Origin of the sequence: Chengkuizengella marina (assembly GCF_009910845.1) — a bacterium.
Classification (GTDB): domain Bacteria; phylum Bacillota; class Bacilli; order Paenibacillales; family KCTC-33759; genus Chengkuizengella; species Chengkuizengella marina.
The window spans coordinates 1-26,056 of record NZ_SIJB01000017.1 but is presented as its reverse complement, the minus strand read 5'-3'; the positions used below and the strand labels follow the sequence as shown (position 1 = coordinate 26,056).

At 32.9% G+C, this 26,056-nt stretch carries 25 protein-coding genes and 1 riboswitch; of the genes, 19 read left to right on the top strand and 6 right to left on the bottom strand.

The genetic code is table 11. The features are described 5' to 3' along the window. Nucleotides 1–277 precede the first annotated feature (277 nt). The gene (gene bioA / locus ERL59_RS07010; RefSeq protein ID WP_160645485.1) at nucleotides 278–1,639 is read right to left on the bottom strand and encodes an adenosylmethionine--8-amino-7-oxononanoate transaminase; all 1,362 of its coding nucleotides are present in this window, start codon (nucleotides 1,637–1,639) and stop codon (nucleotides 278–280) included. A gap of 258 nt (nucleotides 1,640–1,897) precedes the next feature. Between bioA and ERL59_RS07005 the strand changes: the two genes are divergently transcribed. The 3 genes from ERL59_RS07005 (at nucleotide 1,898) to ERL59_RS06995 (ending at nucleotide 4,593) form a co-directional block, all read left to right on the top strand. Next, the gene (locus ERL59_RS07005; protein WP_160645484.1) at nucleotides 1,898–2,500 is read left to right on the top strand and encodes a pyroglutamyl-peptidase I; all 603 of its coding nucleotides are present in this window, start codon (nucleotides 1,898–1,900) and stop codon (nucleotides 2,498–2,500) included. A 216-nt stretch (nucleotides 2,501–2,716) separates the two neighbouring features. Next, nucleotides 2,717–4,096 (top strand): hypothetical protein, encoded by a 1,380-nt coding sequence (locus ERL59_RS07000; RefSeq protein WP_160645483.1) that lies wholly within the window; start codon nucleotides 2,717–2,719, stop codon nucleotides 4,094–4,096. Between the two features lie 95 nt (nucleotides 4,097–4,191). After that, complete coding sequence (locus ERL59_RS06995) at nucleotides 4,192–4,593, top strand: Asp23/Gls24 family envelope stress response protein (protein ID WP_160645482.1); 402 nt, start codon at nucleotides 4,192–4,194, stop codon at nucleotides 4,591–4,593. A 114-nt stretch (nucleotides 4,594–4,707) separates the two neighbouring features. On the opposite strand, the gene gcvPB is transcribed toward ERL59_RS06995, so the two are convergent. Genes gcvPB through gcvT form a run of 3 tightly spaced genes read right to left on the bottom strand, consistent with a single transcriptional unit; the run spans nucleotide 4,708 to nucleotide 8,632 of the window. Next, nucleotides 4,708–6,165: an aminomethyl-transferring glycine dehydrogenase subunit GcvPB gene (gcvPB, locus tag ERL59_RS06990; protein ID WP_160645481.1), complete on the bottom strand. Its 1,458-nt coding sequence runs from the start codon at nucleotides 6,163–6,165 to the stop codon at nucleotides 4,708–4,710. Further along, nucleotides 6,162–7,511 (bottom strand): aminomethyl-transferring glycine dehydrogenase subunit GcvPA, encoded by a 1,350-nt coding sequence (gcvPA, locus tag ERL59_RS06985; protein WP_160645480.1) that lies wholly within the window; start codon nucleotides 7,509–7,511, stop codon nucleotides 6,162–6,164. Before gcvPA ends, gcvPB begins: the two co-directional genes overlap by 4 nt. Before the next feature lie 2 nt (nucleotides 7,512–7,513). Beyond that, a complete protein-coding gene (gene gcvT, locus ERL59_RS06980; protein WP_160645479.1) occupies nucleotides 7,514–8,632 on the bottom strand; it encodes a glycine cleavage system aminomethyltransferase GcvT in 1,119 nt (372 codons plus the stop codon). 229 nt (nucleotides 8,633–8,861) lie between these two features. Then, nucleotides 8,862–8,962: riboswitch (glycine riboswitch) on the bottom strand. Nucleotides 8,963–9,282: 320 nt separating this feature from the next. On the opposite strand from gcvT, the gene gcvH reads away from it, so the two are divergent. From gcvH to ERL59_RS06910, 14 genes are all read left to right on the top strand, one after another. Then, on the top strand, nucleotides 9,283–9,672 hold the full coding sequence (gene gcvH, locus ERL59_RS06975; RefSeq protein ID WP_160645478.1) for a glycine cleavage system protein GcvH: 390 nt from the start codon (nucleotides 9,283–9,285) through the stop codon (nucleotides 9,670–9,672). Between the two features lie 171 nt (nucleotides 9,673–9,843). Continuing rightward, a complete protein-coding gene (locus tag ERL59_RS06970) occupies nucleotides 9,844–10,560 on the top strand; it encodes an endonuclease/exonuclease/phosphatase family protein (protein ID WP_160645477.1) in 717 nt (238 codons plus the stop codon). Nucleotides 10,561–10,675: 115 nt separating this feature from the next. Continuing rightward, a complete protein-coding gene (locus tag ERL59_RS06965; protein ID WP_160645476.1) occupies nucleotides 10,676–11,389 on the top strand; it encodes a DUF421 domain-containing protein in 714 nt (237 codons plus the stop codon). Nucleotides 11,390–11,552: 163 nt separating this feature from the next. After that, nucleotides 11,553–12,449 (top strand): phosphoenolpyruvate mutase, encoded by an 897-nt coding sequence (gene aepX / locus ERL59_RS06960; protein WP_160645475.1) that lies wholly within the window; start codon nucleotides 11,553–11,555, stop codon nucleotides 12,447–12,449. A 34-nt stretch (nucleotides 12,450–12,483) separates the two neighbouring features. Continuing rightward, a complete protein-coding gene (locus tag ERL59_RS06955) occupies nucleotides 12,484–13,230 on the top strand; it encodes a YheC/YheD family protein (protein WP_328699912.1) in 747 nt (248 codons plus the stop codon). Between the two features lie 86 nt (nucleotides 13,231–13,316). After that, nucleotides 13,317–14,444, top strand: coding sequence for a phosphonopyruvate decarboxylase (gene aepY, locus ERL59_RS06950; protein ID WP_160645561.1), 1,128 nt, complete (start codon nucleotides 13,317–13,319; stop codon nucleotides 14,442–14,444). A gap of 13 nt (nucleotides 14,445–14,457) precedes the next feature. Next, nucleotides 14,458–15,582, top strand: a complete 1,125-nt coding sequence (locus ERL59_RS06945) for a 2-aminoethylphosphonate aminotransferase (RefSeq protein WP_160645474.1) — start codon at nucleotides 14,458–14,460, stop codon at nucleotides 15,580–15,582. Nucleotides 15,583–15,699: 117 nt separating this feature from the next. After that, nucleotides 15,700–16,539 (top strand): YheC/YheD family protein, encoded by an 840-nt coding sequence (locus ERL59_RS06940; RefSeq protein WP_160645473.1) that lies wholly within the window; start codon nucleotides 15,700–15,702, stop codon nucleotides 16,537–16,539. Between the two features lie 101 nt (nucleotides 16,540–16,640). Then, nucleotides 16,641–16,982, top strand: coding sequence for a PadR family transcriptional regulator (locus ERL59_RS06935; RefSeq protein ID WP_160645472.1), 342 nt, complete (start codon nucleotides 16,641–16,643; stop codon nucleotides 16,980–16,982). Beyond that, entirely contained in the window at nucleotides 16,969–17,616 is a 648-nt protein-coding gene (locus ERL59_RS06930) for a DUF1700 domain-containing protein (protein WP_160645471.1), read from the top strand. The genes ERL59_RS06935 and ERL59_RS06930 overlap by 14 nt, the downstream gene beginning before the upstream one ends. A gap of 67 nt (nucleotides 17,617–17,683) precedes the next feature. Beyond that, entirely contained in the window at nucleotides 17,684–19,150 is a 1,467-nt protein-coding gene (locus tag ERL59_RS06925) for a DUF4153 domain-containing protein (RefSeq protein ID WP_160645470.1), read from the top strand. A gap of 62 nt (nucleotides 19,151–19,212) precedes the next feature. Then, entirely contained in the window at nucleotides 19,213–19,635 is a 423-nt protein-coding gene (locus ERL59_RS06920) for a hypothetical protein (protein WP_160645469.1), read from the top strand. Between the two features lie 120 nt (nucleotides 19,636–19,755). Further along, on the top strand, nucleotides 19,756–20,217 hold the full coding sequence (locus ERL59_RS06915; RefSeq protein ID WP_160645468.1) for a hypothetical protein: 462 nt from the start codon (nucleotides 19,756–19,758) through the stop codon (nucleotides 20,215–20,217). 251 nt (nucleotides 20,218–20,468) lie between these two features. Beyond that, complete coding sequence (locus ERL59_RS06910; protein ID WP_235929825.1) at nucleotides 20,469–21,884, top strand: flavin monoamine oxidase family protein; 1,416 nt, start codon at nucleotides 20,469–20,471, stop codon at nucleotides 21,882–21,884. A gap of 96 nt (nucleotides 21,885–21,980) precedes the next feature. On the opposite strand, the gene ERL59_RS06905 is transcribed toward ERL59_RS06910, so the two are convergent. Next, entirely contained in the window at nucleotides 21,981–23,726 is a 1,746-nt protein-coding gene (locus tag ERL59_RS06905) for a heavy metal translocating P-type ATPase (protein ID WP_160645466.1), read from the bottom strand. A gap of 257 nt (nucleotides 23,727–23,983) precedes the next feature. On the opposite strand from ERL59_RS06905, the gene ERL59_RS06900 reads away from it, so the two are divergent. Next, nucleotides 23,984–24,520 (top strand): hypothetical protein, encoded by a 537-nt coding sequence (locus ERL59_RS06900; RefSeq protein ID WP_160645465.1) that lies wholly within the window; start codon nucleotides 23,984–23,986, stop codon nucleotides 24,518–24,520. A 115-nt stretch (nucleotides 24,521–24,635) separates the two neighbouring features. Here ERL59_RS06900 and ERL59_RS06895 read toward each other — a convergent pair whose 3' ends face one another. Further along, nucleotides 24,636–25,145, bottom strand: a complete 510-nt coding sequence (locus ERL59_RS06895; RefSeq protein ID WP_235929817.1) for a QcrA and Rieske domain-containing protein — start codon at nucleotides 25,143–25,145, stop codon at nucleotides 24,636–24,638. A gap of 243 nt (nucleotides 25,146–25,388) precedes the next feature. Between ERL59_RS06895 and ERL59_RS06890 the strand changes: the two genes are divergently transcribed. Next, nucleotides 25,389–25,988: a cupredoxin domain-containing protein gene (locus ERL59_RS06890; RefSeq protein ID WP_160645463.1), complete on the top strand. Its 600-nt coding sequence runs from the start codon at nucleotides 25,389–25,391 to the stop codon at nucleotides 25,986–25,988. Nucleotides 25,989–26,056: the final 68 nt, after the last annotated feature.

Genomic DNA, 26,056 nt, shown 5'->3' with positions numbered 1-26,056 from the left:
TGTTTAACTTTATATGTGAGAGGAGAATTTGGTGGTTTCAAAACAAGAAAAAATCATATGTTATATCTCGTCATTTATTTTTCCAATTATAGGAGTGATCTTATTTATTCTATGGTTAGGTAACGAAAATTTAGATAAAAAGAAATTAGGTATTCATTCTATTTATTTATCTTTCACATCATTTTTGATATATACTTTCTTAGGGTTACTAAGTTTTTATACTATTTAAACTTCTAAGAAAGTAAGATAAAGGAGCTTGAAGTTTCAAGCTCCTTTGTCAAGCGAGTTCCAAATCAATCAATACATTATTAATTTTGTATAATATTTGATCTATATCATCTATCGTTGTGCATAGTGGAAGCCAGACATAAATCGTATCCCCTAATGGACGCATAATCAAACCATGTTTTAAACCTGTCAAATAAACTTGATATCCCGTTCTTTTATTCGTTGCATAATTTAATCCCTTCGCTTTATCTTCAAAAATATCCATCGCTGCGATCATGCCGATGCCTCTCACGTTTCCGATATGTTTTAAGTCACTAAATTCAGGAAACCTTTGCTGTAAATATTTTGAAGTTGGTTGTATCATTTCGATCACTTTGTTATCTTCAAATATTTTTAGATTTTCAAGTGCTACTGCACAAGCAAGTGGATTCCCCGTAAAACTGTGTCCGTGGAAAAAAGTTTTAAACGTTTCATATTCATCATAAAAGGCATCAAATATTTTAAGTGTACTTAAAGTAACTGAGAGGGGCATGACACCTGCTGTTAAACCTTTAGATAAACACATAAGGTCTGGCGATATTCCAGCATGTTCGCATGCAAACAACTTACCTGTTCTACCAAATCCAACAGCTACTTCATCAGCAATAAGATGGATGTCAAATTCATCACATAATTCACGAATACCGATTAAATAGGAGGAAGGGTATACAATCATTCCGCCTGCAGCTTGAACTAGAGGTTCGATAACGAATCCTGCAATTTCTTCTGCTTTCTCTTCAAACAATGACCTAACCTCATCTAAACATTTTGAGACAGCTTCATCTTCAGAGACTCCTTTTTGCTGCCAAGCAAATGGATTTGGAGATGATACCTTGTATGAGTCAAAAAGAAGGGGTTTAAAAACCGAATGAAAAAGCTCCACACCACCAACACTAACAGCACCAATGGTATCTCCATGATAGCTATTATCTAAAAAGACGAATTTATTTTTTTCTTTTTTTCCTAAATGAAGCCAGTATTGAAATGACATTTTCAACGCAACTTCTACTGCAGTAGAGCCATTATCCGAAAAAAACACTTTATTTAAACCTTCAGGTGTAATTTCAACTAGTTTTTCTGAAAGTTCTATAGCAGGTCTATGAGTAAACCCACTAAACATCACGTGATCCATCTCAGACATCTGTTTGTCTATCGCTGCACGAATACGAGGATGTGAATGTCCATGGATGTTAACCCACCAAGAAGAAACCGTATCGTAATACTTGCTTCCATCTGCATCATATAAGTAAATGCCTTCGGCCTTTTCTATTAATACATGGTCTTGTTTCTCATAATCTTTCATTTGAGTAAAAGGGTGCCAAACATAATCCCTATCATTTTTTAATAGCTTATTTTTTAATTGAATGTCCAATGGGTATCCATCCTCCTATAAACAAGAAATAAACAATCCTTTCTAATAATAACACATTATAGTGTGTGTTTAAAAAACAGGTATACATAAGTAGAATTCATTTCAATTATAATAAAACTATGAAAAGTAGTTAGTTCCACTCTATAATGATAATAAAAGGAAAAATAAGATAATTATAAGAAAAGCAATTCATCTGGATACAGAGGGGAAATATGCTTTTATTCATCAAGGTTCTATTATTAATGGAGGTTTTGTACATTGAAAAAAATACTCTTAACTGGATTTGTACCCTTTTTAAACTATTCTATCAATCCAACTGAACATATTGTAAAACAATTAAATGAACAGACAATAGGCAATTATGAAGTGTGTGGACGTGTTTTACCTGTTGATTTTGAAAAATCAGGTAAGCAAATCATTAAACACTTTGAAGAAACGGAACCAGATGTTGTTCTTTCTTTAGGATTAGCAGCTGGAAATGTGAAGATCACTCCAGAAAGGATTGCAATTAATTGTAATGATGGTGAAGCTGATAATAGAGGAAGCCAAAAACAAGATCAACGAATTGTCTCAGATGGACCTGATGGTTTATTTTCAACATTGCCTATTCGAAAACTGGTAAATGGTTTAACAGATGCAAATCTACCGGCTGCAATTTCAAATACAGCAGGTACTTATTTATGCAATCATGTAATGTATACGATGTTACATCAGGTTAAAAAAGAGGGAAAAGCTACTCGTTCGGGGTTTGTTCATATACCAGCATCTCATGAGCTGGCCATTCTCAATCCTAAACTTCCAAGCTGGTCTGAACAAGATTTGCTTAGAGCTGTGACCGTAATAATTGAATTGTTGGATTAATTTCTACAAAAATATAATATTAAATACCAGCCGTAAGTTATATATGAATAACTTTCGGTTATTTTTTATGTATTGAATAGGAATAAACAGTATTACTAATCATGATCATTAAAATTATTTTTGATACGAGGATCCATTTTAGTATTACAATAAGGTATGGATAATCACTTTAAACTTATATCGTTTTTATGACTTGAATCAGGAAGGGATGACTTCATGCAAGTACCGTCTATACCTTATAAAAAAGGACTTGTTTTTAATAGAAGTTTAATTATATTAACTATGTGTTTAATGTATATTGTGCAGTTTTTTTTGCAATTGGAAGCACTTTATGTATTGTTATCTTTTTTTGTTATTTTCATTTTTTTTAGTAGTCTTATTTATGCTAAAAGCTTTGCTCGATTCTGGGCTTTAAGTTTTTTTTCACTAGGATTCCTCGTCAATGTTACAAAGGGAGCCAATCTTACAAATATAATAGATGGTATATTGGTAAATTTGCCAATCATTGCTCTTCTCATTTTAGCTCCGTTAATATTAATACCTCTTAAAATAAGTAATTACTTTAAGTCATTGTCATTTTTTTTAGTAAGATTAGTACAAAAACCAAAGAAGTTATTTGGGGGACTTACTGGTTTTATTTTTTTGTTTGGACCCATCCTTAATTTGGGCTCAATTCGATTGATCAATGACATGATTCAGCATTTGAATCTATCACCTAAGTTCTTATCCAGAGTTTATTTTATAGGATATTCCACAGCTTTTGTTTGGTCACCTTTTCTCATTTCCGTTGCAACAGCAACTTTTTATTTAGATGTACCACTATTAAGTTATATTCCGTATGGAATTCTTTTTGCGTTTATTCAATTGATAATTGGCAATCTATTATTTATGAAAATGACAAAGAAGACATCCAAAGAAGAGCAAAATTCAGGTATAAAAGTAGAAGGTTATCATATCAAAAAGGTTCTGGAACTTTCTGTACTTACAATTCTTTTGGGCATTACAATGTTTGTTATTCAATATATGACAGGATGGTCTATGCTGTTAGTTGTAAGTATGGTTTCTATTATTTTTCCTCTATTATGGAGTATCGTATTTAAAAAATTCAAAGCGTTTAGAGAACAGTTTAAAATATACAAGAAAAATTCTGTCCCAGTTATGAATAATGAGATTATCTTGTTTATCAGTATAGGTTTTTTAGGAAACTCTTTGATTGGTACTTCATTTTCAGAACAAGTACAACTTTTAATGTTGAGCATATCTAATTTTTCTTTATTTTTATTTGTTGTATTTATCCTCTCCATGATGATTTTATTAACATTTATCGGTGTTCATCCATTAATTATCGTCACAGTATTGGCTACACAGTTCGATCCATCTCTCATACTTATCGAGAAAGAAATCTTTATTCTCATCATGATGATGGGATGGTCTATAGCAACCATACTAAGTCCAGTTACCCCTTTAAATATTTTAGTGAGTGGGATGGTTGATGAAAGACCTCTAATCGTTGGTTTGAAATGGAATGGATTGTATTTAGCTCTCATTTTTCTTGCAAGTATTTTATATGCTTATACAATAATTCTCCTTACTTAAAAAATTAGTCATAGAACTTATTTTCTATCATATTTTATTAAGTGTGAGAGGTAATGCATACAACTTTTATGACAGAGAAGAAAGGTGGGATTATGATGTCTTCAACAAAAACTTTAACGAATTTGGAGCTTGAAAGAAGAGAGCTTGGAAGAGTACACATTGTTCCTGAAGTTGTAGAAATCATAGCAGGAATGGCAACCATTGAAGTTGACGGAGTTGCAAGTATGAGTGGTGGAATAGCAGGGGGAATCGCAGAGTGGATCGGGCGAAAAAATCTTTCTAAAGGAATAAAAGTAGAAGTTGGAGAAAGAGATGTCATCGTAGATGTTTCCATTATTGTTGAATATGGAAAAGAAATTCCAATTATTGCTTCTAACATTCAAGGAAATGTGAAAGAAGCCATTCATTCAATGACTGGTTTAGTTGTAGTTGAAGTAAATGTAAATGTACACGGTATTGACTTTGAGCAAGAGGAAAAGAAGGATATTGTTGATTAAATTCAAATCGAAATCTCAAATAAAATCACAGTAATTAAAATGAAAGCCAGTTATCCTTTAGTATAGGAAATACTGGCTTCTTCAATTAAAAGGCTGGTGTAATCATTAGAACTACTATTCACAAGTACAGTTCAATACTGGCTTACGTGCAGCTGTCGTTTCATCCAAACGTTTTACAACCGTATCATACGGAGCATTGATCACTATTTCAGGGTTTTCTTCAGCTTCTTTGGCGATTTGAATCATAATATCAATGAACCCATCGAGTGTTTCTTTACTTTCCGTTTCTGTTGGCTCAATCATAATACATTCTTCAACATTAAGAGGGAAGTAAATGGTTGGTGGATGATATCCAAAATCAAGTAATCGTTTAGCAACGTCTAGTGTACGTACACCGTATTGTTTTAACTTTCGACCAGATAATACAAATTCATGTTTACATACCCCTGGATAAGCGACCTCGTAAAATGGAGCTAAACGATGCATCATATAGTTAGCATTGATAACAGCTACTTCAGATACACGTTTTAATCCGTCTGGTCCATAAGTGCGCATATAAGTATATGCACGTACGAGAATACCAAAATTTCCATAGTACGCTTTTACACGACCGATCGATTGAGGACGATCATAATCCCAATAGAATGTACCATCTTCTTTTTTATTTACAATAGGTTTTGGCAAAAATGGGACCAGTTTACTCTTCACGCCAACTGGACCAGCACCAGGCCCGCCACCTCCATGAGGGGTACTCATTGTTTTATGAAGATTTAAATGTACAACATCAAATCCCATATCTCCTGGGCGAGTAATCCCCATAATTGCATTTGAATTTGCCCCATCATAATATAATAAACCGCCTGCTTCATGAACGATATTTGCAATTTCTACAATTTCTTGCTCAAACAATCCCAGTGTATTTGGATTAGTAAGCATCAAAGCAGCAGTATCGTCACCTACAGCATCACGTAAAGCATCCAAATCAACCATACCACGTTCATCAGATTTAATTGTGATGGTTTCATAACCAGCTGTAGTTGCACTTGCTGGATTTGTTCCATGAGAGGAATCTGGAACGATTACTTTTGATCTTTTTTCACCACGGTTTTCATGATAAGCTCGGATCATCATAAGCCCAGTCCATTCACCATGTGCCCCAGCAGCAGGTTGTAATGTAACTTGATCCATGCCTGTTAATACAGCTAAATCATTTTGAAGTGTATAAAGTAATTCAAGTGCACCTTGAATACTTTCTTCTGGTTGATGTGGATGGATCTTTGCAAATCCTGGAAAACGAGCAGTATCTTCGTTAATTTTAGGATTGTATTTCATTGTACAAGATCCTAGTGGATAAAAACCATTATCGATCCCAAAGTTTAATCTGGATAATTCTGTGTAGTGTCTAATGACATCTACTTCATAAACCTCGGGTAACTCAGCAGCTTTGCTTCGTTGCATTGATTCTGGTATAACATCATTTAAAGAGACTTGAGGTACATCACATTCTGGTAAAGAATATGCAACACGTCCAGGTTTACTAAGTTCAAAAATCAATTTTTTTTCAGGTTTCATATGATTTCCTCCAGTTCATGGATGAATCCATCAATTTCATCTTTTGTTCTTCGCTCTGTTACAGCTAATAACATGTGTCCTTTTAACTCAGGGTAAGAATATCCTAAATCAAATCCACCAATATAACCTTTTTCAATTAATTTAGAATTGACAGTTTTAACGTCCGTTCCTTCAGGTAGTTTTACAACAAATTCATTAAAAAATGGAGCATTGAAAGCAAGCTTTCCAGACTCAGAGAATTGTTTTGCTGCATAATGAGATTTATTTAAGTTTAACTGAGCTACTTCTTGCATTCCAACTTTACCCATTGTAGACATATAGATAGATGCACATAAAGCTAATAAAGCTTGGTTAGAGCATATATTAGATGTTGCTTTTTCACGACGAATATGTTGCTCTCGTGCTTGTAAAGTTAATACAAATCCACGTTTTCCGTCTGTATCTGTGGTTTGACCTACAACTCTACCTGGTATTCGTCTCATTAATTTCTCAGTTACCGCAAAAAATCCACATGTTGGACCACCAAGTGCAGCAGGGATACCTAACGGTTGTGCATCACCTACTACGATATCTGCACCAAGTTTGCCAGGAGATTCTAATAAACCAAGAGACAATGGATTTACACTAAGCGCAAGTAATGCTTTTTTCTCATGTACTAGAGGTTCAATGCTGCGAACATCTTCAATACATCCGAAAAAGTTTGGAGATTGAATCAAAACAGCCGCGGTATCCTCATTTATTGAAGATTTAAGTTCATCAATATTTGTTACGCCATTTGAAAATCCAACTTCTACGATTTCTAGTCCTAAACCATGCGCAGTCGTTTGCAAGATTTCACGAGCCTCAGGATGAACTGCTTTAGAAACGATGATACGTTTACGTCTAGTAGCTCCACTTGCTAAGGCTGCCGCTTCAGCTAATGCTGTGGCTCCATCGTACATACTTGCATTAGCAACTTTCATATCTGTTAATTCACAAATATAGGATTGAAATTCAAAAATAGCCTGTAACTCACCCTGACTAATTTCAGGTTGATAAGGTGTATATGCCGTATAAAATTCAGAACGAGAGATCATATGATTAATGACAACTGGAATGTGATGATCATAAATGCCAGCACCTAAAAAACAAGGATTTTGTTCAAAGTGTGCATTTCTTTCAGCTAATTCACTCATGTGTTTTAATAATTCAGGCTCACTTAACGCCTCTGACATTGGCATAGTCCCATTATACTGAATAGATTCTGGGATATCAGAAAATAATTCTTCGACGGAATCCGCACCGATCGTAGCGAGCATGTCACTTTGATCTTGTTCTGTCATCGGTATATATCGATGCTTTTTCATAGTTATTCTCCTTCTTTCTTCACTTTTGGTCTTTTATAGAAAGGGGCTTTAATCACTTTGGCCTTTAATCTTTTACCCCGAATTTCAACCCATACCTCTGTATCTAATTTTGTGTAATCTATATCTAAGATAGCTAAACCAAGATTTCTTTTTAAAGTAGGGGAGTGTGTACCTGTAGTTACTTCTCCAATGTTTTTATTATCTACAACAACAGAATATCCATGACGTGGAATCCCTCTATCTATCATTTCAATGCCAACTAATTTTCTTGTTACACCCTGTTGTTTTTGTTCAGCTAATGCTTTACTTCCTATGAATTCACCTTTTTCTAATTTAACGAAAAAACCTAGACTTGCTTCTAATGGTGTGATGTCTTTGGATAGTTCTTGACCATAGAGAGGTAATCTTGCTTCAAAGCGGAGTGTATCACGTGCGCCTAATCCTATAGGGCTAAGTTCTTCAGGCTCACTTGCATTTAATAAACCTTCCCATACTTTGCAAGCATCTTCTGATGGGCAATAAATTTCAAAACCGTCTTCACCAGTATACCCAGTACGAGATAATAGTACTTCTGCACCGCATACTGTCGCTTGTTGAATAAAACGAAAAGGGGATAGGGAATGAATATCATCATTAGTAACACGAGATAGGATTTTTTCAGCATTAGGTCCTTGAAGAGCTAATAATGCAGTTTGTTCTGATTTATTCTCAATGGTTACATCCCCTGTGATGTGTTTTTGTAACCATTCTAAATCTTTGTCTATATTCGAAGCATTAACAACTAACATGAATTGGGTATTGCTGATTTTATAAACTAATAAATCATCAACAACACCACCATCTGGATAACACATTAATGTGTATTGAGCTTGATTCAGATTCAATTTTGTTACATCGTTTGTTGTCATATGCTGAATAAATTGCTCAGCATCTGTACCTGTTACGATAAATTCACCCATATGGGAAACATCAAAAAGCCCTGCTTTAGTTCTAACAGCTTCATGTTCTTTTTGAATTCCAAAAAATTGAACGGGTAATTCCCAACCTCCAAAATCAATACAACGTGCACTTGGAAACTTTTCATATAAGTTAAACAAAGGAGTTCTTTTTAATTCACTCATTTCTTCACCTCTTCTATAAGTTTGGCCACACAAAAAAAGACAGACATAAGAAAAAGTCCCTATGTTAGCCTCAATCGCTGAAGCGTTCATAGTTATTATCCCCATGCTCTGTCCTTTGTACCTGAGAGTTGTCTTACACAAAAATATATGTAAAAGATTAATAAATAGTTTTGCATAAGTTTCCCCTTGGGTGATCCCTTTCATCAAAACAGGATTCTCTCCAGAGGTGCGTCAAGTAAAGGTCCTTTTGCCTGAGAGATTCACCTGTGAAGGCTTACTCCTTCGGCGTTACCTATTTTTTAATATGGTAATCTCTCCCGCTACCATCATCCGCATGTTATGTTATTGTTCTTGACATGTATATCAAAATTATATTCTTCAAAAGGGAAAGGTGTCAATCATTTTTTAAACTATTTTTAACCTGAATATTGACACAGCCTTATATCCTGTTTTATGCTGAGTTAGATACAAACTTTGATGCGGATGAAGACGGATATGAATGTCTGACGTGATTTACATCATACATATTCAGAATTTTTTACCATGAAAGTTCATTTTTAAGTCAGTAAAATGTTGTTTGATCTTTGAGCCGACTTAGAATAGAACTCACATATTTTAACAATAATAATGATTGAAGTGAGGCGTTGAAGATGAGTGAATTAAGAGAGAATTTAGGGTATAGTGAAGATCACGAATGGACATTATCAGTAGAAGGGCAAGTTGTGCGTATTGGAATTACTGATTATGCTCAAGAACAACTAGGAGACATTGTATTTGTTGAATTTCCAGAAGTGGGAGATAGTTTTTCTGAAGGTGATGTAATGGGAACGATTGAGTCAGTAAAAACAGTATCTGAAATTTATTATCCTATGTCTGGGAAAGTTACAAAAATAAACGATGTCCTAGAAGGTCAACCAGAATTAGTGAATGCTGAACCTTATGACGGAGGCTGGTTAGTTGAAGTTGAAGTAGAAGGTGATGTTAAAGAAGCACTGAGCAAACTACTTACTGCCGAAGGTTACCGTGCTGTTATTGAATAAGTTGAAGTAAAATAAAAATACAAATATCGTCAAAGCACTAATCCAATGGGATAGTGCTTTTTTTTGAATATGAAATGAAAGATATACGAACATTCCATGTCAATAACACAATCACATCTTTTCATTCAACATAGTATATAGTAGTCCCTTTAGAGGGGAGGTGACTATGAAATGAAAGTGATGAGCTTCAACATTTTAGCAGATCGAAGAACTTGGAATAATAGAAGAAATGGTATCGTTGATATTATTTTAGATTTAGATGCTGATGTTGTAGGAATTCAAGAGGCTTTGGATACGCAAAGAGCTTATTTAGAAAACGCTTTAGTCAATGATTATACTTTAATTGAATTTAACATTTCTGGCAATTATGATAACCCTATCCTATTAAGAAACAATCGTTTTACAATTCTAGATCAAGGAAATGCTATAGGTTCAATATGTAATGGATTTGATCGTTACATCACATGGTTACTTTTATTAGATAGTGTAACAGAAGAAGAATTTTATTTTTATAATAATCATTACTGTATATCGCCAATGAGGAATAAAGAGACGCATGCGATTAATTTAGCAGAGTTAATTGACCAACATCAATTAGTATCTAACCGAACTGCTATTGCCGTTGGAGATTTGAATGCCAGAAGAAACACGAGTGTTATGCGCTATTTATTAAATCAAGTGCCGATAAATGGAATTCCAAATCCAGTTAATTTAGATGACACTTGGCAAATTGCAAATCCAAATGTAAATCGACCTCCGACAACAGAAAGAGGTGCTAGTATCGACTGGGTACTCACCTTATCTGGTACAAATGTAACGGATGCATCTGTGGGTGATTCAAATGGATATTCAGACCACTTTCCAGTAACCGCTACATTTGATTTGTAGAGTAGATTGATTTCAATTTTACCCAACTAAGTGATGAATGCTTAATGATTCATTAATTTGGAAATAATATTTTTATATTACTTTTGAAAATCAAACACTGAGGTAGGTAAAGAAATTGGACTATGTTAAAGATTTTTTAATTGTTGCATTACGTGTTATTACGATTTTTCCTCTTCTTTTATTCATAGCACTTTATATGGGAAAGAGATCTGTTGGGGAGATTCCAGTGTTTGATTTCCTTATTGTAATAGCGTTAGGTGCAGTAGTTGGAGCAGACATTGCAGATCCTAAAATTGAACATTTACCAACAATATTGGCAATTATATTGATTGGTTTACTTCAACGAATAGTGAGTACTTTAATGATAAAAAGTAGAAAAATTGGTAAATGGGTTACTTTTGAACCGACAGTAGTCATTCATAACGGAAATGTATTAAAAGAAAATTTGAAAAAAGAACGCTATTCTATAGACAATATACTACAAATGTTACGGGAAAAAGATATATTTAATATTGAAGATGTGGAAATGGCAATATTAGAATCAAGTGGTAAGTTATCGGTGTATAAAAAACCAATGAAATCAACTGTCACTTTAGAGGATCTCGGTCTAAATTTAAAATATAACAAATTTTCTTATCCCATTATTTTAGATGGAATTGTTTCTGAAAAAGTATTAGCTTATATTCAAAAAGACATGAAGTGGTTAGAAAATGAACTACTTCATCAAAGTGTTCAAAAAGAAGATGTTTTTTTTGCATCTGTGAATGAGAATCTAGAAATTCATGTATCTAAAAATTTGCCCACACAAATTCCTCCAATAGAACATTAAAGTTCCTTATCGAATCAGGTAAGGATCTTTTTTTTATTAAGGAAAAATTTTTTATTTCTTTTTTTATAAAAATCTCCCTTCCCAAAAGAAAAATGTAGCATATGATAATATCAACTTCTTTAGAAATGAGCATAATATGTAAGTTGAGTGAGAGGGGAACTTTATGGAAAAAACTACACAATTAAAACAAATCCTCACTTCAAAAGAGCTGGATTTTATTATGGAAGCTCATAACGGTTTATCAGCAACCATTGTACAAGAAACTGGGTTTAAAGGAATATGGGCAAGTGGTTTATCGATCTCAGCTTCAATGGGAGTTAGAGACAATAATGAGGCTTCTTGGACTCAAGTGTTGGAAATTTTAGAGTTTATGAGTGATGCTACATCTATCCCAATTCTATTTGATGGAGATACTGGTTTCGGTAATTTTAACAACGCTAGACGTCTTGTTAAAAAATTAGAGCAGCGTCAAATTGCAGGAGTATGTATTGAAGATAAGCTGTTTCCAAAAACGAATTCATTTATTAATGCTGCAACTCAACCACTTGCTGACATCGATGAATTTTCAGGCAAAATTAAAGCAATGAAAGATGCTCAAACAGATGATGATTTCATTGTAGTAGCCAGAGTGGAAGCTTTTATCACTGGCTGGGGTTTAGAAGAAGCACTAAAACGTGCAGAAGCTTATCGCCAAGCAGGAGCGGATGCCATACTTATTCATAGCAAGAGATCGGATTTTAAAGAGATTGAATCGTTTATGCAAGAATGGTCAGGCAGGTTGCCAATTGTGTTAGTACCTACGAAATATTACACTACTTCTACTGAACTGTTTAAGAATGCAGGTGCTAATCTAGTGATTTGGGCCAATCATAATCTGAGAGCCTCCATTGATGCAATAAAAAATATTTCTGAAATGATCTATCGAGACGAAAGTATATACCGTGCAGAAAACTTGGTAGCTGCTCTTGAAGAGGTTTTTAGGCTGCAAAATTCAAATGAGCTCGATTTAGCGGAACGTAAATATCTCCCTAAAAAAAATACAACTGAAAAAAAATTATAAATAGTAATTTATATGAAATAAATTTTGTAAAAAGGTGGTGTTTACGCTGGGGAAAATAAGCAAACATAAATGGGCTAAATATCAGTATATGATAAAAAATGAAGCCTTGATTCCATATATACCTGAAACATACTTGATGGATAAAGAAGTTTTTGGTGTATTTCTCAATAAATATGACGATGTAATATTAAAACCGTCCAAAGGAAGTAGAGGACGTGGAGTCATTTTAGTGTCTACACAAGGAAATAATCGGTATAAAATTCATAGTGAAGATCATATTGTTACAAAAAAGGGGAAAGAGAAAACCTATAAGTATTTGAAAGATAAAATCGAAAATTATATTATTCAACAAAGTATTTTCAGACCTACCATTAATGATTGTCCTTTTGACTTTAGAGTTATTACCCAAAGGAAGAAAGATTCGAATAGATGGGTGGTTACAGGTAAGGTAGCAAAAGTTGCTGGGGAAGGTTTTATTGTCTCTAACATAACAAGGAGTAAAGGACATGTTTTACCAGCCAGTTCAGCTATTCAGATGTCTACAATTAGTAATCTATCATATAAATCACTACTAAGGAAAATTGATAGAGTTGCTTTAGCTTCAGCTCACCACTTAGTTAAATATTATAAGAAAAATCGTATTTTTGGATTAGATATAGCTTTGGATCAGAATGGTCATGTATGGATCCTTGAAGCTAACTTAAAACCATTCACCTCACATTTTAAAATGCTTGAGGATAAAAGAATGTACCGAAGAATTAAGAAATATAAAAGTAGTTAATGTTGAGATCATAGTGCCCTACTAATTATAGTACGGGCATTTCTTCAGTATTTAATTAGTAACAGAAGGAAAGGTGAAAGGGCTTGATTGATACAAAAGGGTTTGGAGATGAATTAAAAAAATTAAATTTTTTAAAATATACTGGTGTTCCGTGTTCTTTCCTTAAAAGTTTAATCAATTATGCAATGAATGAATGTGAATATATTGCTGCATCAAATGAAGGAGAAGCAGTAGCAATAGCATCAGGTATTTCAATAGGAGGAATAAAACCAGTTGTTCTTATGCAGAATTCAGGATTATCAAACGCTGTATCCCCATTAACATCTCTAATATTTCCTTTTCAAATCCCTTTTCTTGGTTTCGTGAGTTTACGAGGGGAGGAAGGGATTTCTGACGAACCACAACACGAATTAATGGGTCAGATAACAACAAAAATGCTGGATTTAATGCAGATCCAATGGCAATATTTATCCCCCGATTTAGATGAAGCGATCCAGCAACTTTACGTTGCAAATCATTATTTGGAAAATAATCGTTGTTTTTTCTTCGTCGTAAGAAAAAGCACGTTTTCTAAAGAAAAATTAAAAAAAGAGCAATTACTTACTCATGTTAATCATCAAAGTCTAGGCTGTCACTCAATCAACCATTTTCCTTCTAGGTTTGAGACTTTGAAAGTGATTAATGAATTAAAAGATCATCACACCATTCAAATTGCTACAACAGGAAAAACCGGAAGAGAATTATATGAAATAGAGGACGCATACAATAATTTATATATGGTTGGATCAATGGGATGTGTTAGCTCTTTAGGGTTAGGATTAGCTTTGTCTCGACCTGACAACAACATAGTTGTCCTTGATGGAGATGGTTCTTTACTTATGCGGATGGGTTGTTTAGCAACGAATGGCTACAATAACCCAACAAACATGCTTCATATTTTATTAGATAATCATGCTTATGAATCTACCGGAGCACAAAGTACAGTATCACATAATGTTGATTTTATAAATATTGCTGCTTCATGTGGATATGTTAATTCTATTTATGTACACAACTTAAACGAACTAAAAAAAGAAATAAATGTTTGGAAAGATAATAAAGGTTTAACTTTTTTATATTTAAAAATTTCTAAAGAATCTAAAAGTAAGTTAGGACGTCCTTCGATTAAACCTTATGAGGTAAAAGAAAGGTTAATGCATTTTATGAGTAATTAGAGGTGAATGATAAATGAATCGAATTAAGAGAAATATTTTATTAAATCCAGGCCCAGCAACAACAACAGATAGTGTCAAATGGGCACAAGTTGTACCAGATATTTGCCCTCGTGAAGATGAATTTGGCCACCTTATGAATTCTGTTACCACAGATTTAACTCAATTTGTTGCTGACAATACTGATTTTACTACTGTTTTATTTAGTGGATCTGGTACCTCTGCTGTAGAAGCTATTTTGTGTTCTAGTGTATCTCATGATGAAACTCTTCTCATTATTAATAATGGTGCATATGGCGAACGGATGGTTAAGATAGCAGATACTTATAAATTAAATTATGAAGAGTTTAATAGTTTACCTTATGAACCGTTAGACTTAGAACTATTAGAGCAAAAGATACAAACTTGTTCAAAAAAAATAACCCATCTTGCAGTCGTGCATCATGAAACAACAACAGGTCTTTTAAATCAAGTGAAATTAATTGGGGACATTTGTGCAAAACATGATATTGATCTTATCGTTGACGCGATGAGCACTTACGCTGCTATTCCAATTCAGATGGATGAAATGAATATATCTTATTTGGCTGCTAGCTCAAACAAAAACCTTCAAGGAATGGCTGGCATTTCATTTGTTATTGCTAAAGTAAGTAGATTAGAACAGTTAAAGCATGCAGAAATTAGGAGTTACTATTTGAATTTGTATGAGCAATACAAATATTTCTTTAAGAACAAACAAATGCGATTTACTCCACCCGTTCAAACGATGTATGCACTTAAGCAAGCCATTATAGAATTAAAAGAAGAGGGTATTTCTGAGCGATATGCTAGGTACACCCGTTCATGGGAGAGGTTAATAAGTGGAATAAGTAGATTAGGGTTATCATACTTAGTACCTGAAGCTCACCATTCCAAAATCATTACTGCTATCATTGAACCAGACCATGCTGAATACAACTTCCCAAATATGCATCAATATTTCTACAAACATAATATCATGATTTACCCTGGAAAATTAAATCAATTCAAAACGTTTAGAATTGCCAATATCGGCGCTATTACTTACAAGGATATAGATACTTTTCTAGAATTATTAGAACATTATCTCACAAGTATTTCTGTCATTAAATATGAACTCTGAAAAACATGTGATTATAAATTCTTAGTGAATTTTTCATTTAAAAATAGACTTATTTCTATGTAAACAGTCCAAACCTTTTTAAATCACCTGCATAAAATAATATATATGTAGTTGGAGGTGATTACGTTCCCAAAAGATAGAGTGATAGCTAGTAAATGGGAAAAGACTGTTGTATTATTACAAAATCGTACTTTAAGTAAATTTGTTCCTGATACTGAAAAGTTAGACTATCAAACACTCCAAAAGATGTTAAAGACACATAGGATGGTGTATGTTAAACCAACCATAGGTGGAGGTGGAGTAGGGGTCATGAAAATAAATAAATTGTCAAATAAAAGATATAAGCTCCAAAATACCACCAGTGTAAAACGATTTAAAACCTTTGATGGATTATATAATTCATTACTAAAAAAAATGAAAAATAAAGACTATATCATTCAAAAAGGAATCTCTTTACTCAAATATAAAAATAGATTAATGGATCTTCGTATCATGGTGCAGGAAAATTTAAAAAATGAATGGGAAGTGACAGGATCTGCTGCAAGAATAGGTTCAACGAAAAAAATAGTTACAAATGTAAGCAGTGGGGGTATCACAGTTGATTTTAAAAAGATGTTAAATCATTTCTATAAAGATAAAACAGAGCAAAATCAATTCCTGGATTTGTTACATCAGCTGAGTTTGGAGGTAGCAAACCAATTGTATAAATACAATCCAAATTTAAAAGAAATTGGAGTGGATATCGGACTTGATGATCAAATGCACCCATGGATATTAGAAGTAAATACAAAACCTGACCCACGTATATTTTTTAGAGATAAAAGCACTATAGAAAAAGTGGTTAGATATGGACGTGCGTATGGAAGAAAATATGATCTAACACCTAAATTTGAACATGAAAAAAAGTATGCTAATAAGTTAGGAAAAATCAAACGATCAATTCACAACTTTAGATAGTTGTGTTTTTTTTGTAAGAGCAATTTAAATTTTTCTTGCATAATTACATGAAAAGATGCTATGATAATCTATATACATATGTTTTCTAGGTAGGTGAGAAAATGTTCAATAGAGAATTAGTAAAGGGGAGTACTTCATTAGTTGTTTTACAACTGTTAAACGAGAGAGATATGTATGGTTATGAACTAGCTAAAGAATTTGGACGTCGCAGCGAGCAGCTTTTGCAAGTAAAAGAAGGTACCTTATACCCTGCTTTGCATAAACTAGAGAAACAAGCATATATCGAGTGTTATTGGCAGGAACAACAAAAAGGACCAGCCCGTAAATATTACAGAATTACTGAAGAAGGTAAGAAAATGCTGCTTGAGAAAACTTCAGAATGGGAAAAGTTCGTCAATGTAATGAATAAAGTATTAAGTGAGACTAAACATGACTTATCATAAAGTAAAAAAACTGTATTTAGAACAGCTCGGGAATGAGCTTAAGAAACACGCTGAGAAAGATGAAATTCTTATTGATTATGAACAACATATATCTGAACTTGCAAATGATTGCGATATTGAGATTCAAACAGAACAAGAGTGGATGTTTTACATTACAGAACGATTAGGAACCCCTAAAGGAGTGGCTAGAATTTGGAAAGAAGAATTAGCTGTCTCCCAAAATCGAACACTTATTTATTTTTTATTGGTTAACTTATTGTTCTTTATCTTTGGTGGATTACTAACCGTATTACATTTTACACTTGGATTGCAATGGTTTAGTGAAGTTTGGCGGTTTTTAACCTCAATTCCATCTTTATTAATGATTTTATATATGTTCTTCTGGGCGTTGTTAGGGTATGAGATGGGCAAAAGTTTCGGTGCAAATGGGAAAAAACTATTAAAGAAAACGTTCGCCATTGCTATTATTCCAAATCTATCCCTTTTGTTTTTAGTCTTATTTCAAATAGTACCTCATGAATGGTTTCATCCTTTACTGACAAAAACATTTATTTTGCTTTGTATCACATCTACAGTTTTTCTCTATCCCATAAGTTATTTAGGATTTTGTTGGGGGAAAAAGAAGTCGGTGTAATTTTTTTAACTTATTACATAGAATTTCTATATATTTAAATTTCTTAGTAATCTGGAGGTCATATATTATGAGTTCACAACTGGAAAAGTCAGATTTAAAATTACTTGCTGCATGTTTTCTTTTAGCAGTATTATTCGAACAAAGTTTTTTTCATGGAACAGTAGGCGTATCCTATATTATTTTTGTTGTAGCTTTTTATTGGTTATATTATTGGCGTTTTCGTAAGTTTCCTTTATCAAATCATCGATTGGGATTTTTACTTTTAATCTGCATTTGGTTATTAGCATTAAGTTACTTGTTATATACAAATCCATTTTTTTATGCAATGAATACGATTATCATTCCCTGTTTGATCATTATTCATATCGTACTTATTTCAAGTCAAAGTAAAATTCAATGGTATCAATGGAGATTTGTGTCACTTATTTTTAAAAGTGTTTTTGATTCTTTTTCATTCATTGGCCAGTTTTTCAAAATATTTAACCCTTTAATGTCAACTAAGATGAATAAAGGTAGCGCTCAGGCAGTGAAAAAAATTGGTCTTGGTCTCTTGGTCTCATTCCCAGTGTTAGTCATTGTTATCAACTTACTTTCATCTGCAGATCAAAATTTTAGTAGTTTATTGAGTAACTTGCAGAATATGATGATTAATGTATCGATTTCTGAATGGATTACTAGGACCATCATTATTATCATATATACTTTTGCGGTCTTTGGATTTATCGGAAGTTTAAGAAAATCTAACACTGTAGTTACTTCAAAAGCAGTTGAGACAAAATTATTTACAATAGATGGAATTGTCATTGCAACAATTCTAGTTGTACTTGATGTTGTGTATTTATTGTTTGTTTCAGTACAGTTTCAATATTTTTTTAGTGACAGTCTTCATTCAGGCTATACTTATGCAGAATATGCTCGCCGTGGATTTTTTGAATTACTGCTCGTGTCATTAATCAATTTATCCGTGTTAAGTGGGGTTTTAGCATTTACGAAGGTTGACTCTAAAAAGATGAAACGATTGATCCAAATATTATTAACAATACTTATCATTTCAAGTGGTATTATGCTTGTTTCAGCCTTTCTTCGTTTAAATTTGTATGAAGAATTTTACGGGTATACTTTTTTTAGAGTTTTACCACATTCGTTTATGGTGTATCTCGGAATTGTTTTTACCTATACTTTAGTTAAAGTGTGGATTGACAGATTAACGCTCAGACATTTTTATTTTATTTCTGCTTTAATTTATTACACATTTTTGAATGTAATGAATGTAGATCAATTCATTGTAAATGAAAATATGAAAAGATATGTGGAAACAGGTTCTATAGATGTTAATTATATGAGTCAGTCAGATCCTGGGATCATCGAATTAATGGATTTATACGAAAAAAATCCTAAAGATATAGAACAAAAAATAAAAGTAATTCTTCAAATAAGTAAAAATGAATTAACCCAGGATGATCAGTCTTGGCAATCCTTCAATTTTACTAGATATGCTACGGAAGAACGTTTAAAAAATCTTAATTTAGAATGATTTTACACATAAGAATGTTTAATTCTATTCTAGGTCAATACTTATAAAAAACGGGTGAGATCATGAATATTGAACTCAAATCTATCGAAAACAAAAAGGAATTTATATTAGATCAGATGCTTATATTCGATGAGCACATCATAAATGGAACCATCATTCAATTTACACCAGTTTCTGATAGTGAATCCATTTATAAATACCATGATTATTTTAAGAATCACTTTTTTGATGATAAAGAAATAAGTAAAAATGAAGTGATTCAACTTTTCGATTGTTTTAATGGAGAGTGGGTATTAAAAGTCGCAGTTGTAAAAACAAATAATTTAAATATACAATTTTGGCGATCAACGATTTCTAGTTATACAGACGGTGATTTTGAAGAATATATTGAAATAACTCAAGATGGAGATATTCAAGTTTTTAAGCTTAATAATGATTGTTATCGGTATTACATGAATCCCTTATTAAAAATTTATGGGTATTAATATGAATTGAATTACACCCTATGTATCTCTGCTCTTTGTATATTAATTTTGATAGAACCATATTAAATCATCTACTAAATGTTATAATATGACAATAGATTAATTTAAGGAGACGATGATATGAGTACAAAAGACAATCAAAATACAATTAAAGAATTCCATAGAAAATGTGCAGTAAATTTATTTAATCAAGTATGGGATCTTTTACAAAAAGAAACTAGGAATACGATGGAAGATGATACTATGATCCATGCTGCACATGCATCAAGATACCATTGGGGAATTGTCGGTAAAGAAGAGAATTTAGCAAGAGGGGAGTGGCAGATTTCTAGAGTTTACTCTGTGTTAAAAAAGTCTGAAGGTGCAATTTATCATGCACAAAGATGTTTAGATATTTGCTTAGAGAATGGAATAGGTGATTGGGATCTGGCTTTTGCTTATGAAGCACTTGCCAGAGCGTATACAATAACAGATGATATTGAAGAAACTAATAAATATCTTAAATTAGCCAATGAAGCTGGGGAAAAAATAAAAGATCCAAAGGACAAAGAAGTATTGATTAAAGATCTAAAAACTGTTTAAAAATGATTCTACATTATTTGATATATAGGTATCATTTGAACGATTTTCCTTTAATAGGAGAATCGTTTTTTTCTTTCAAAAAAAGTTGAACCTGACACATTATGCATATTTATTTTGCATAATATTAGCAATATGAATAGGTTTTTTATATTCCAAGTATATACTGCATTTAAAATATAAAATAAACCTTGTTTTAAGTGAAGAAACGGGGGATGCTTAACGTGAGTTTTCAATTATTGAATCAACAACATATGCTTAGTATCATTAGAAATGGTATTAAAAAAACACACTCTCCAAAACATATTATTGTTGTTGGAGCTGGAGTAGCCGGTCTCGTCACAGCATCTTTATTGAAGGATGCTGGGCATAAAGTCACTATTCTGGAGGCGAATAATAAAGTGGGGGGCCGTGTCAATACTTTGCGATCTCCTTTTAGTAACGAGTTATTTTTCAATGCGGGAGCAATGCGAATTCCTAATTTCCACTACTTATCCTTAGAATATGTTAAAAAGTTTAAGTTATCTACGAACTTATTTATTTATCAAACTCCAATGGATCTCCTCTACGTAAATGGCGTAAAAATACGGCGTGGTAAATTTGAGCGTAAACCAAGCCTTTTAAACTATCCAGTGAATCCAAATGAAAGAGATAAGACGGCTGAATATCTAATGCTTTTAGCACTTCAACCTTACTTTGATTTCATCAAACAAGATCCAGAAAAAAATTGGCCTATTGTGGAAAAAAACAATAGAAAACTCTCGTTTCGATTCCTATTAAATTCGGTTTATTCAGAGAGTGTTGTTGATATGATTGGTACTCTTCTGAATATGGAATCATTTTTGGGGATATCGTTAAATGAAGTATTACGACAAATGGAGTTTTTCAAATCAACCACTTGTTATTATGAGATATCGGGAGGTATGGACCGATTACCAATGGCATTTCTACCACAACTAAATGAAAATATAAAATTTAATCAAAAAATAATAAAAATAGAGAACTTAAATAACAGTGTAAATATTCAGTCCATTAATCAGAAAAACTCAAAGCCTTTCAATATAACAGGGGATCTTGCTATAGTGACTATACCATTTTCAACATTACGATTTGTAAAAATTGAACCATACGATTCTTTTTCCTATCATAAACGAAAAGCAATACGTGAACTCAACTATATGACTTCAACAAAGATAGCAATCGAATTTAAAAGCAGGTTTTGGGAAAAAGAAGGACAATTTGGTGGTAAAACCGTAACAGATTTGCCTATACGTTTTACATATTTTCCAAGTCATGGACTCGGAACAAAAGGAAACGCCATAGTTTTAGCAAGTTATACGTGGGAAGATGATGCTTTAATGTGGGACAGTCTCGATGAAGGAGAGCGTATTCAATATGCTTTAATGAATTTAGCAGAAATTTATGGGAATCAGGTATATTTTGAGTTCGTAACAGGTGCTTCCTTTAGCTGGGGTCAGAATTCATATTCTGCGGGAGCATTTTCGGCTTATAATCCAGGGCAGAAAATAGAGTTATACCCTTACTTAACGGTACCTCAAGGAAGAGTACACTTTGCAGGCGAACATACTTCAATTACGCATGGTTGGATCCAGGGAGCTATTGAATCGGGAATACGAGTGGCATATGAAGTGAACAATCTTCCAACTTGAGCAAAAATAAATAACCTTTTAGATTCATAATATTTAGATCTAAGGTATGGCAAAATTTATTCATTATCTTGAACTTCAATAGGAGGAAGGTATTCGTTATAAGGCAGGTGCATCATTGACTCCATCCCCTGTCATCGCAATTTTTAATCCTTTATCCTTAATTTCTTTTATCTTATCTGCCTTTTCATGAGGTAGAACTTCAGCAAACACTTGATCTAGGTTTAATAGTTCTGCCACCCACTGTGCAGCTTTTGAGTTATCTCCAGTTAACATCATCGATTGTATATTCATTTCTTTCAACCGTGTAATTGCGCTTTTTGCACTTTCTCTAATTTTATCTGCTAAGGCAATCATCCCAGCTAACTGATTGTTAATCATAATAAAAACAACTGTTTTTCCTTGTTCAGATAATTGTTCAAATTTTTCCGATTGATATTTAATCTGTTTTTCCTTCACATATCCAGGGCTAACAATTAAAATTTCTTTGTCAGTCACTGTTCCTCTTAACCCTCTTCCAGTTAATGATTCAAACTGGTGAGGTTCAATGAAAGCTAATTTTTGTGTTTTTGCCTCTTCAACTATTCCTTTAGCGATCGGATGTTCAGACTGAGCTTCTAGTGAAGCAGCTACTTGTAATACATCCTTTTCATCATAACCTTCTTCCACAATGATTTCTGTTACACCAAATTGACCTTCTGTTAATGTTCCAGTTTTATCGAAGACAATAGTTTGAATGTTTCTTGCTTCCTCAAAGTTAGCACGATTTCTAATTAATAATCCTTGTTTTGCAGCCAGGGCAGTAGACCGAGCTACGACTAATGGAGCAGCTAAACCTAATGCGTGCGGGCAGGCAATTACCATCACTGTTACCATACGTTCTAATGCATAAGTTATTGGTGAACCCATAGATAACCAAATAATTAATGTAGTAAAACCAGCAATTAAAGCTATATAAAATAACAATTTAGCTGCACGATTGGATAGATCTTGTGTTTTTGATTTCGACTCCTGTGCTTCTTTAACCATTTTAACTACTTGTGAAAGATAGCTGTCTTCTCCTGTTTTTTCTACGCTTATGGTTAGGGAGCCTTCACCATTTATAGAACCCGCGATAACTTCATCATCTATTATTTTTTCAACGGGTACTGATTCACCTGTTAGCATAGATTCATTTACTGAAGATACACCTTTAACAATAGTGCCGTCAACAGGGATTTTTTCTCCTGGTTTGACAAGCACTTTATCTTTATGAGTTAATTTCTCTATTTTAACCTCTATTATTTCACCATTTTCATCAATTAAATGAGCTTTTGATGGGATCATTTTGACTAGTTCTTCTAACGCATTAGAAGCTCCCATAACAGACCTCATTTCGATCCAGTGACCTAGTAACATAATATCAATCAAGGTAGCTAATTCCCAGAAAAAATTAGTTCCTGAAAGACCAAACACAGTTAGTGAACTATATATGTAAGCTACAGTAATCGCAAGTGCTATCAGTGTCATCATTCCTGGGTTCTTTTGTTTCAGTTCATCAAAAGAGCCTATTAAAAAAGGTTTCCCGCCGTAGAAGAAAATAAAAGTGGCTAGAATAAATAGAACATATCCTATACCAGGGAAACTAAACTCATATCCTAAAAAAGATTGGATCATTGGAGAAAATACCAGTATAGGTAATGTGACTACCAATGAAACATAGAATCTTTTTTTAAATTCAGCAATCATATGTCCATGGTCATGTCCTTCATGTTTATGATCATGATTTTCAGGAGCATGTCCTTGATGATTTTCTTTAGATTGATGAGAATTGCCATGATGTTGATGATTATGATGATTCGCCATTTTTAATCCTCCTTTTTCTAAATATAGTTTGCCATTATTTATGTATTAGATTCATGGAGGTTGAGAACTGCCGTGATAAAAAAACTACTTTGAAAAGTTTATAAATAAATACATATCATAAAAATTTGGAGGAATTGTGCAGAATGCTTATAAAAATTTCTTCTTATTTCTCATTGGTTGGAAATGAAAAATTATGATTTATCGCTCGCTTTTAAGCATATATGTGTACAAACCTAATATTTATTGGAGGGGAATCCATGACTTTATCTTTAATATTTGTCATATCTTCTGTTGTACTCTTCACCTTATTTTTATTTTTTTATATTTTTTCTAAAAGAAAATACATTTCATGCATGACTGGTATGATGATCGCTATGACCGTTGGAGTGATGGTTGGTTTAGTAAGTGGTGTTATACTTGGAATTATATTTTCTGAACTATTTTATGCAACGATATTTGGAATGGTAATAGGAATGATAGCTGGATATTTATTAGGAGCTCCTATTAGCATCATGGCAGTGTTAGATGGTATCTTATCGGGCTTAATGGGAGGTATGATGGGTGGAATGTTAGGAGTTATGATTTCACCAAATTATTATAACTCTATTGTCAGTGTATTTTTCATTATTTTTGTAGGTATATTTCTAATCTTAATTTATATGGTTCAACAAGAGACAAAAGCTTCAATTGAAGGATTTATAAAAAGGGCTTTCCATCATCCTTTATGGATAGCAGCAATTTTTGTTACATTTTTTTATATATTGAAACAAATAGGTCCTTTTTTTATGACTTAAGAATTTTTTACTAGGATAGGAGGAATGTAAAAACACTTTTATGAAACAAGGAGCTGATTATAATAAAGCTCCTTGTTTTATTTGTCCTGTAAGAAATGAATGTACATATTTCCTGTCATACCTTTCGTTCAGTTGGACTTAAAACAGGAATGTAAATATTCCCATTTTTTGTAAATGGTTGAAAGAGATCCAGTGGTCTTGGTGGGGGACCTCCAATATTGATACCAAACTCGTCATATTGTCCACCATGACATGGGCAAAAGAAAGTTGTTCCATTTTCTTTTTGTTCTTCTTTTGCAAATGAGGCTGTACAGCCGAGGTGTGTACAAATTGGAGACATAATCATGATTTCATTATTTATTTCATCTAATTGAATAAACACAAACCCATTTCGTTCTTGGGTAATCCAACCATCTTCAATCGTTACTACATAGTCTATTTTTTTAGGAAAGGGTCCCTTTTTCAGCTCTTCCATTGGTCCTAAGTTAGCCATTGCACTCGTATTTATATTTTCTGCATCACTACAAGCGGTTAAAGTGAGTGGAACAGCAGACATTGCCATCAAACCAAAGGTTCCCTTGGCAGTATTTTTGAGAAATTGACGTCTGCTTTGTTTTGAATTCAATTCACATTCTCCTCTCATTAAAATCTAATTACAATATATCTTAGCAAGAAAATATGAAGAAACTATGCAATTACTCAAATTATTTTTAATGAGACTTAAATTTAAAACAGTTCAAATAGGAAAATTTAGTAAATATTTTTTGCTGGATTTATTAAATAAAATACAATATAGTTTAAATAGATACCAATACGGGGTATACCTATAATTTAACTAGGATAATAAGAACTATGGGGAGGATTCTTTATGAAAAAATATTTAATAGTTTTTGGCCTTTTTATTATTATACTGGCTGGATGTTCTTCGAATAATGAACAATCTTTAGAGAACGATACTGGTACTCAACAAGAAAAGCAAGAGGAAACAAATAGTAATGAAACGAATAGTGATAAGAAATCAGAAGAACAAGATCAAGAACAACAAGATCAAGTTGAAAAGGAAAAATCCGAAGATCTAACAATTGATGTGTCTGCGTTTGAGATGGGATATGATCCTGATAAGATAAACCTGGAAGTAGGGAAAGAATATGAGTTAATCTTAACAAACGAAGGTCAGATTTTCCATGATCTAACTGAGAATGATTTGGAGGTTCAGGTTACTTATATGAGTGAGATGCCTGAGCACTCATTTTTAGATACAATTTTCGGTTTTCAAAAAGTTTATGCAGAAGGAGATCATGGAGACAAGAAAAATGATGGAATGAAAAATATTCATATGAATGTAAATGCTGGGCAAACAGTAAGTATTAAGTTTATTCCTAAAGAAGCAGGTGAATTTGAATTTTATTGCACAGTACCTGGGCATAAAGAAGCAGGTATGGTTGGAAAATTTATTGTAAAAGAATAAGTCTAAATATTAAAGATGAAAAGATATAAAAGTGCCTAACCGAGAATTGAACTGCCCCCTGTCAAGTA

Coding starts and splice junctions, on each gene's coding strand:
- ERL59_RS07000 (WP_160645483.1), top strand. CDS start 2,717: ATGCAAGTACCGTCTATACCTTATAAAAAAGGACTTGTTTTTAATAGA.
- ERL59_RS06995 (WP_160645482.1), top strand. CDS start 4,192: ATGTCTTCAACAAAAACTTTAACGAATTTGGAGCTTGAAAGAAGAGAG.
- gcvPB (WP_160645481.1), bottom strand. CDS start 6,165: ATGAAACCTGAAAAAAAATTGATTTTTGAACTTAGTAAACCTGGACGT.
- gcvPA (WP_160645480.1), bottom strand. CDS start 7,511: ATGAAAAAGCATCGATATATACCGATGACAGAACAAGATCAAAGTGAC.
- gcvT (WP_160645479.1), bottom strand. CDS start 8,632: ATGAGTGAATTAAAAAGAACTCCTTTGTTTAACTTATATGAAAAGTTT.
- gcvH (WP_160645478.1), top strand. CDS start 9,283: ATGAGTGAATTAAGAGAGAATTTAGGGTATAGTGAAGATCACGAATGG.
- ERL59_RS06970 (WP_160645477.1), top strand. CDS start 9,844: ATGAAAGTGATGAGCTTCAACATTTTAGCAGATCGAAGAACTTGGAAT.
- aepX (WP_160645475.1), top strand. CDS start 11,553: ATGGAAAAAACTACACAATTAAAACAAATCCTCACTTCAAAAGAGCTG.
- ERL59_RS06945 (WP_160645474.1), top strand. CDS start 14,458: ATGAATCGAATTAAGAGAAATATTTTATTAAATCCAGGCCCAGCAACA.
- ERL59_RS06935 (WP_160645472.1), top strand. CDS start 16,641: ATGTTCAATAGAGAATTAGTAAAGGGGAGTACTTCATTAGTTGTTTTA.
- ERL59_RS06930 (WP_160645471.1), top strand. CDS start 16,969: ATGACTTATCATAAAGTAAAAAAACTGTATTTAGAACAGCTCGGGAAT.
- ERL59_RS06925 (WP_160645470.1), top strand. CDS start 17,684: ATGAGTTCACAACTGGAAAAGTCAGATTTAAAATTACTTGCTGCATGT.
- ERL59_RS06920 (WP_160645469.1), top strand. CDS start 19,213: ATGAATATTGAACTCAAATCTATCGAAAACAAAAAGGAATTTATATTA.
- ERL59_RS06915 (WP_160645468.1), top strand. CDS start 19,756: ATGAGTACAAAAGACAATCAAAATACAATTAAAGAATTCCATAGAAAA.
- ERL59_RS06910 (WP_235929825.1), top strand. CDS start 20,469: ATGCTTAGTATCATTAGAAATGGTATTAAAAAAACACACTCTCCAAAA.
- ERL59_RS06905 (WP_160645466.1), bottom strand. CDS start 23,726: ATGGCGAATCATCATAATCATCAACATCATGGCAATTCTCATCAATCT.
- ERL59_RS06900 (WP_160645465.1), top strand. CDS start 23,984: ATGACTTTATCTTTAATATTTGTCATATCTTCTGTTGTACTCTTCACC.
- ERL59_RS06890 (WP_160645463.1), top strand. CDS start 25,389: ATGAAAAAATATTTAATAGTTTTTGGCCTTTTTATTATTATACTGGCT.